The 6,908-nt window shown below is 36.9% G+C and carries 10 protein-coding genes; 9 read left to right on the top strand and 1 reads right to left on the bottom strand.

The genetic code is table 11. The features are described 5' to 3' along the window. Both OO184_RS24150 and OO184_RS24155 read left to right on the top strand, forming a co-directional pair. Positions 1-1,368: RHS repeat domain-containing protein (locus OO184_RS24150; protein WP_283256380.1), on the top strand; the 1,368-nt coding region annotated here is incomplete at its 5' end. After that, entirely contained in the window at positions 1,368-1,718 is a 351-nt protein-coding gene (locus OO184_RS24155; protein WP_265381351.1) for a hypothetical protein, read from the top strand. The genes OO184_RS24150 and OO184_RS24155, both read left to right, overlap by 1 nt. A 273-nt stretch (positions 1,719-1,991) precedes the next feature. Here OO184_RS24155 and OO184_RS25535 read toward each other — a convergent pair whose 3' ends face one another. Next, complete coding sequence (locus OO184_RS25535; RefSeq protein ID WP_446500479.1) at positions 1,992-2,129, bottom strand: DUF7706 family protein; 138 nt, start codon at positions 2,127-2,129, stop codon at positions 1,992-1,994. A gap of 157 nt (positions 2,130-2,286) precedes the next feature. On the opposite strand from OO184_RS25535, the gene OO184_RS24165 reads away from it, so the two are divergent. The 7 genes from OO184_RS24165 to OO184_RS24195 all read left to right on the top strand — a co-directional run bounded on the left by OO184_RS24165 (position 2,287) and on the right by OO184_RS24195 (position 6,543). Then, entirely contained in the window at positions 2,287-2,577 is a 291-nt protein-coding gene (locus OO184_RS24165; protein WP_265381353.1) for a hypothetical protein, read from the top strand. Positions 2,578-2,585: 8 nt separating this feature from the next. Then, positions 2,586-3,032: a hypothetical protein gene (locus OO184_RS24170; RefSeq protein ID WP_265381354.1), complete on the top strand. Its 447-nt coding sequence runs from the start codon at positions 2,586-2,588 to the stop codon at positions 3,030-3,032. Positions 3,033-3,548: 516 nt separating this feature from the next. Continuing rightward, a complete protein-coding gene (locus tag OO184_RS24175; protein ID WP_139657234.1) occupies positions 3,549-3,815 on the top strand; it encodes a hypothetical protein in 267 nt (88 codons plus the stop codon). A 97-nt stretch (positions 3,816-3,912) separates the two neighbouring features. After that, positions 3,913-4,470, top strand: a complete 558-nt coding sequence (locus OO184_RS25395; RefSeq protein WP_265381357.1) for an RHS repeat-associated core domain-containing protein — start codon at positions 3,913-3,915, stop codon at positions 4,468-4,470. Then, a complete protein-coding gene (locus OO184_RS24185) occupies positions 4,463-4,894 on the top strand; it encodes a hypothetical protein (RefSeq protein WP_132355235.1) in 432 nt (143 codons plus the stop codon). The genes OO184_RS25395 and OO184_RS24185 overlap by 8 nt, the downstream gene beginning before the upstream one ends. 338 nt (positions 4,895-5,232) lie before the next feature. Next, the gene (locus OO184_RS24190; RefSeq protein WP_265381355.1) at positions 5,233-5,658 is read left to right on the top strand and encodes an Imm43 family immunity protein; all 426 of its coding nucleotides are present in this window, start codon (positions 5,233-5,235) and stop codon (positions 5,656-5,658) included. A gap of 717 nt (positions 5,659-6,375) precedes the next feature. Beyond that, entirely contained in the window at positions 6,376-6,543 is a 168-nt protein-coding gene (locus OO184_RS24195) for a hypothetical protein (protein WP_265381356.1), read from the top strand. Positions 6,544-6,908 lie beyond the last annotated feature (365 nt).

Below are 6,908 nucleotides of genomic sequence, written 5' to 3' on the forward strand. Positions count from 1 at the left end.
GTGGCCTGCATTGAAGACCCGCTCTGGGACGAGACGCGCTACGGCTACAATGCGAACGACCAGGTGGTGACCGCCCAGTTTGGCGGGCCGCGGGCCTGTGACGAACAGTTTGTGTATGATGCCGGCCAGAACCTCCATTACCACAAACGGGTGCCGGAACAGCTCAGCGAAGACCTGCGCCAGACCTACCACACCCAGCAGGCCGGCCGGGTCGTTCAGCACGGCGCCTGCACTTATCGCTACGATGAAAACGGGCGGCGGACAGAGAAAACCGAGCAGCGATGGGGTCACCGGCCGCGGACCTGGCGCTACCGCTGGGACGCGCACGACCGGCTGACCGGGGTTATCAGCCCGGAAGGAACGCGCTGGCGCTATTGTTATGATGCCTTCGGGCGACGGATTAGCAAGCGGAAGGAGACCGACACCGCCGGACCGCCGGCCAAACCGACCGCGATAATCGGCTACGATTACCTGTGGAGCGGAGAGCAGCTGATTGAAGAGACGCCGGTGTATGCGGACGGCACCGTTGACTATGAACAGAGCATTCACTGGCTCTATGAGCCGGGTGCCCTGACCCCCTCGGCCCGGTATGAAAAAGGCCAGCTGTACTATGTGGTGAGCGACCATCAAGGGACGGTGCGGGAAATCCTGACCGAGGAGGGAGAACTGCTCTGGGCGGGCCGATTACTGACCTGGGGCGAGCCGGAGCGCTGGCCGGTGCTGACGGTCAACGACCCAAGGAACCTGACGTGTAATTTCCGGTTTTGTGGTCAGTACGAAGACAGGGAAAGCGGTTTGTTTTATAATCGGCACCGTTATTACGAGAGTGAAACAGGCCAGTACTTATCGCCAGACCCGTTGAACTTAGCCGGAGGAGTCAATCCTTACAGTTACGTGCATAATCCGGCGAACTGGATTGACCCGCTGGGATTAGCGGGTTGTGATCCTACTGGATACCATAAACGCAAGGCCCTTCGAACAGATGTTTATAATGCTCAACGTCCTACGGCTGGTCGTCATGCAACAAAACATATCAACGCAAAAGATATTAATGAAGCTAAAAATCTGAGTGTAGGTAAAGGAAGCTTAGATAAAAGACCTGAAGCATCTTATTTCCCGGAATATGCAAGTAAGGTAGCTGGCTTTGAGAAACAAGCTGCATATGGAGCTATTCGCAATGGCCATGCTTTTGACCACGGCGGAACTCGATTCATGTTCTATAAAAACCCTACCGGTCATGTTGGGTATAATGAAGGGCAATTGACCAATTGGGTAAGAATCGAAATGACGAATGCCCCTATTCCTACTATTCACAGTTTCCCGGCATCGTTGGAACAAGTCGGAAAATACATTCCCGGAGTTCGTTAATGAAAAAAGATATATGGAAGAATATTCAGCCCTTGAGAATACCTAGTAGGTGGGTAATTGATGTAAATAATTTCTATGACTATGAACCTACTAAAGAAAATATGGATTGGTTCTATGGATCAATTTTGATTAGTGGACATAATTCTCTTGATGGCCTTTGCTTTGATTCACGGTATGAACCAGAAGGAGATCCTAACGGTTTATTTGTATTAGATTTTTTTATCATAAAAACAAATAAAAAGACAGGAAAAATAGAAGAGGAAAAATTCCTAGGTAGCAAGCAAACAAGAGATAAAGCCAAGTTCATTAACATACTTGAAGAATTTATGTTTACTGGAAAATATGAATAGTTAAATTTAAAGCCGGAAAGATCCCTGCAATCTTTCCGGCCTTTTTTATTATTTTTATGCTTAAAATAAATATTTCACAGGGTTGATGTTATATATTAAATATATAATTTAAAATCACAAAAATACAAAATAAATAAGAGGATAAAAAAAGAAATAATACAGAAAAATATAAAAATCATGGTAAATATATACATAGGCTATATTTTAGCTATTTTATTCTGTTTTCTCCCTGAAACAGTAAAAAGCCGGAATCGCTTCCGGCCGGCTTCTTTCTTACCGTGGTGAATACCCGTGATACGCCAATGCAGACTGGAGCCGCCCTATCGCGGCCTTGATAACCCAGGCTTCCGTATCATCAACCGCACAGGCGCGTATCTCTACCCAGTTCAGCCGCTTAGCCAATTGGGCCAAGGCCAGCGCTTCAATGTGAGTTAACTGAATTGATCCATTTGTACATGGTGAAATTACAGAATTCCCTAAAGATTTACATTTTGGTCAAAATAGAATAGCACCAAACTTTAGTAATATTGGAAGTCAGGCAGATCCTTTGATAACAGGAAGACCTATTTTGGATGTAGCAAAAGATATTCATGTAGGAAAAATTAGTCCTGAGGTTTTTGTCATCTCATACACAACTGATCCTGTGAGTGGTAAACCAGTAACACTTAATAACCGTGGATTAGCAGCGTTGGTTGAATCTGGAAAATTCCCACAACACGCAATACATGTTCCTTATGAACACGTGCCGAAACATTTAGTAGAGGATATTCGGGATAGGCCACCGTCTAGGTCTATAAATATTACACAAAATAAAGATGGTTCTGGGCTTGTTAAGACAATTGGCTGCAAAAAGAATTAGGAAATGATATGACAATACAGTTAATACCAGAAAAAACAGAGTTTAAAATATCAACTACAGACCTTGAAGCTGTTTATACAGAATCAGGGGGCGTCAAATTGAGACTTGACACTCAAAGTATTGATGATTTTAGAAATAATATATATCGCAATATGGAGATTCATTTTTTTACTGTGGCTGAGGTCAAGTGTATTACTATGAATTTCTTTGATATTAATCATCAGAATTATTCAATAGAAGGACAGAATTTCACAATAAATAGAATTGAATTTTGGGCAAGAAATGGATATCACCCAGATCCAGGGTTTTATCAAGTGATTAACTCTAACATATTGAATAGTAAAAGGTCATTATATGATCCTAAAAATATATTTGATTTAAAGCATTATTTGATTAATGGCAATGATAGCCATGTAGAAATAATTGCATCTAAATATGAATACAGATATTTATAAATAGTAATTAAAACCGGAAAATCCCCGTGATCTTCCGGTCTTATTCATGATAATCCGGCGAACTGGATTGATCCCTTGGGATTAGCGGGTGAAAACTGTTCTCAAGTGAATCATATACCGAAATTGAAAAAGCTAAACTAGATGGTTGGATAGTTGATTCCTTTAAAGACGGTAAATATAAAACTGTAGTCACAACTCAGGATACATACGTATACCGTGTTTATGGTGGAAATGCTAAACCGGGCGGCTCATTCGTATCAGATCTTCCGACATCTAATCGCATACAAGCCAAAATTGATGCAGCTCTTCTACCTGAATGGAAAAATACCAGGGAATTTGAAGCTCAAATATTAGTTCCTAGAGGAACTACGCTCCATGTAGGTCAAGTTGCACCGCAAACAACAAAATCTGGAGCAGTTCTCAAGGGGGAAGCAACTCAAATCCTCTTGCCTAGAGATTGGGATCAATCTTGGATAAAGAATATGAAATCTATTCCATCAAAATAGAGACAATCACATGAATAACAAAGAGTTAATAAGTTTAGTCAAAAACATAATTTCCGATTTGGAGTCACTAGCAAAACTTAGACAAGAAAACAAATTAGATTCAATTATAACCCTTTATAAAAAAACGCTTTTATCTTTAGAATCAGGGGAGCTAAAAGACAATATTGTGAAGAATATGACCAGAGGGTATCTAGAAATCTATAGTGATTACGACAATCCCGTACTTGGCCTAATGTATACATGCGAAAAAGAGCTGGATAAACATATAAACTCATAGCTCATTGTTTAAGTTAAAGATTTATAATTAGAAAGCCGGAAAGATCCCCGAGATCTTCCGGCCCTATTCTACTTGACTCTCAATGTAAGGGCGGAATCTGACGTGTAATTTCCGGTTTTGTGGTCAGTACGAAGACAGGGAAAGCGGTTTGTTTTATAATCGGCACCGTTATTACGAGAGTGAAACAGGCCAGTACTTATCGCCAGACCCGTTGAACTTAGCCGGAGGAGTAAATCCTTACAGTTACGTGCATAATCCGGCAAACTGGATTGATCCTCTGGGATTAGCGGGTTGTCCGCCAAAACTGAATCGCCGCCAAGCGTTAAATAAAGCTAAAGATTTAGCTGGAATACCACGTTCACAGCAGCCAGCTAGACAATGGACAGTTGGAAATGATCCTAAACGAAGAGGACAAACGAATTATCAATATTCAGAAGATGCAGGTTCTCATGGTCGTTATTACGAATATATGGATGGACGTGGTTATAAGAAAGTTGTGCTTGAGCATACCGCTGATCCTAGAGCGGCATATCCACATGCACATGCTGGTCAAGCAAAAACAGGAGCTAATCCTAGAACATATGATTTTAAAGAAAACAGATACCAGAAGATAACAGACCCTAAGACCAACGATCACCATATCTATTATGAATAATAAACTTGAAGAGAAGTTATTGCTGCTAAGAGCAAAGAGATATATTGATAAAATTCATGGAATTGAAAATATATTTATATCTTTATTTAACGAAAAAGAGTTTCAATGGCATAAAGAAATATGTAGCAATATTTTGAGAAACAGAGAAAAACCAAAATGCAAGTTAAATCTTCCTGTAAAAGAGGAGGAAGTATACTCGTATATGCGTTCTAAAATACATATTGGTGAACACTATAATTACTATATGTTTTTTGAAGGAATAGTGATGTTTTCATTTAATATTATTGACTTACAATGCTTTTTATCTAGCTGCTATGCATTAAAGAGAACGTTTGATGTGTGCGTTTTATTGCTTAACCCAATGAAGGTTATTGCTATAAGTGAGGAAGAATACGAGCTAAGTTTTTACGATAAAACTATGTAAATATAATGAAATAGCCGGAAAGATCCGCGTAATCTTCCGGCCTTCTTATAATCTAGCGGGGCGCATACCCACACGGAGTTTACCGATGGCTCTCTTATAAGAGAATTAATCCAATGGTTTAATTCCGTCTCAAAAAAAACAGTTTATTGCCAAGGTTATATTTTTTATAAAATGAAATTTTCTTTATCCATGATCAGAACAATATTATTGAAATGACTCTTAATGATGCTTTTCATCCACATGAAGAAAATATGATTTTAAAAACAATAATCAGATGGATACGAAAAATAAAATATAGTCTGGTCAAATGTCTACAACCAAATGTGGAGAGTAAATGAATGAATTATTATGTATTAATGAACGATTATAATTCTTCACTCATGCCAAGATACCCTCATGCTATAGTAGATACCGAGAAGAAAATTAATGAAAAATGGGATTATGAAGGCTCCAGGCATGATATGCCTTATTATCTATTAGATAAGGAATGCCCTAATACTTTGTATTTATTATGTAATAAAAATATTGGGAAATTGGGGTTTAATTATTATCAACACAATATGGATTGTGTCCTATCTGATAGATTTTTCTATATTATCAATGAATTTAAATTAAGCGTTAGTGTTTTAAAAAAGTTAATTTCAACATCTATTAAATATAGAAGTTTAATTCCTCATAAATTATCTTTTCATAATGAATCATTAAATTATGATATTTTTTCAATACGGACTATTTTATTAGCAGGATTTATCTTTATTTCATAAAAAGTAGCTAAAAAATTAAGTAAATAAAATATCAAAGGAATAAAGCTAATTAAATTAGATGAAGTCTTGAATCACTATTGTGTAGATTCTAGATACGACATTAAAGCTAATGTCAAAAAAGGGAAAATAAAATCACCCTAAGCTAATAGTAAAAAGCCAAAAAGATCCCCATGATCTTTCAGCTTTGTTATTTTTATGTTTAAAACAAATAGCTTACGGGGTTAGACTTATATATTAAATATATAATTTAAATCAAAAAAAAATATAAAACAAATAAGAGGATAAAAAAAGGAATAATACATAAAAATATAATACTCATAGTAAATATATACATAGACTATATTTTAACTATTTTATTCTGCTTTTTCTCTGAAACAGCAAAAAGCCGGCATCGCTTCCGGCTGGCTTCTTTCTTACCAAGGTGAATACCCATGCCAACGCCGACGGGTTAGTGCAATGGCAAAACATCAAGGTAATCATCACGGATATACTGATGCAATAAGCAATGCTCTGGATACAATAAATTTAAATCAATAAATTAATACCATATCGAAACAAGTAACTCACATAAAAAATATAGCCAAAAAAGATATGGAGAATAGCAACATTATTAAACCAAAAAATAGGTATAACACTCATATTCAGGGGAAAGACGTAAATTAAAAAGTAAGACAAAGCATCTTTGATCTCTGGAGTAAAATTTTAGGATAATTTAATATGGGTGAGATAATAAATTTTTATATGGAACCTGTTAAATTTTTTAAAAGTTCGGATTTTTTATCCGGTTCTATTGAAGAGTTTAATGAATATGAAATTATTCATAATAAAGATAGGGCATTAAAACTTTTTTTCGATCAAGACATACCAGGCAACTCTATGGTTTGAAGTGATTTTTTCTCTGATCGGGTATCCGAGTTTTATCTTCATGAGGATTATAAAAAAGCAGAAAAAGATATCCTTGATAGAGTAAAAATATCTACCCAGGATCAAGTTAAAGAAAATATGAGCAAAAGAAAATAATATCTTATAAGAAATAAACAAGGGTTAGTTGATAACATAAAATACGATAATTTTCTAAATGAATTCAATGAAAAATATAATGACAGGTTAAATATGATAAACATTCATCAATATTTATTTTCTTTTAATCAGAACGCTAAATTAGAAACCCTATTTTCTATATTCAAAAAAGGAATTATGCCGTGCAGTATAAAAAAAGACAAAAAGGCATGAGTTATTTTCAATTCTAT

Origin of the sequence: Photorhabdus aballayi, from assembly GCF_026153155.1 — a bacterium.
Classification (GTDB): Bacteria; Pseudomonadota; Gammaproteobacteria; order Enterobacterales; family Enterobacteriaceae; genus Photorhabdus; species Photorhabdus luminescens.

Excerpts from the sequence above, each read along its gene's own strand:
- OO184_RS24190 (WP_265381355.1), top strand. The coding sequence starts at position 5,233 with ATGAATTATTATGTATTAATGAACGATTATAATTCTTCACTCATGCCA.
- OO184_RS24155 (WP_265381351.1), top strand. The coding sequence starts at position 1,368 with ATGAAAAAAGATATATGGAAGAATATTCAGCCCTTGAGAATACCTAGT.
- OO184_RS24175 (WP_139657234.1), top strand. The coding sequence starts at position 3,549 with ATGAATAACAAAGAGTTAATAAGTTTAGTCAAAAACATAATTTCCGAT.
- OO184_RS24195 (WP_265381356.1), top strand. The coding sequence starts at position 6,376 with ATGGGTGAGATAATAAATTTTTATATGGAACCTGTTAAATTTTTTAAA.
- OO184_RS24170 (WP_265381354.1), top strand. The coding sequence starts at position 2,586 with ATGACAATACAGTTAATACCAGAAAAAACAGAGTTTAAAATATCAACT.
- OO184_RS24185 (WP_132355235.1), top strand. The coding sequence starts at position 4,463 with ATGAATAATAAACTTGAAGAGAAGTTATTGCTGCTAAGAGCAAAGAGA.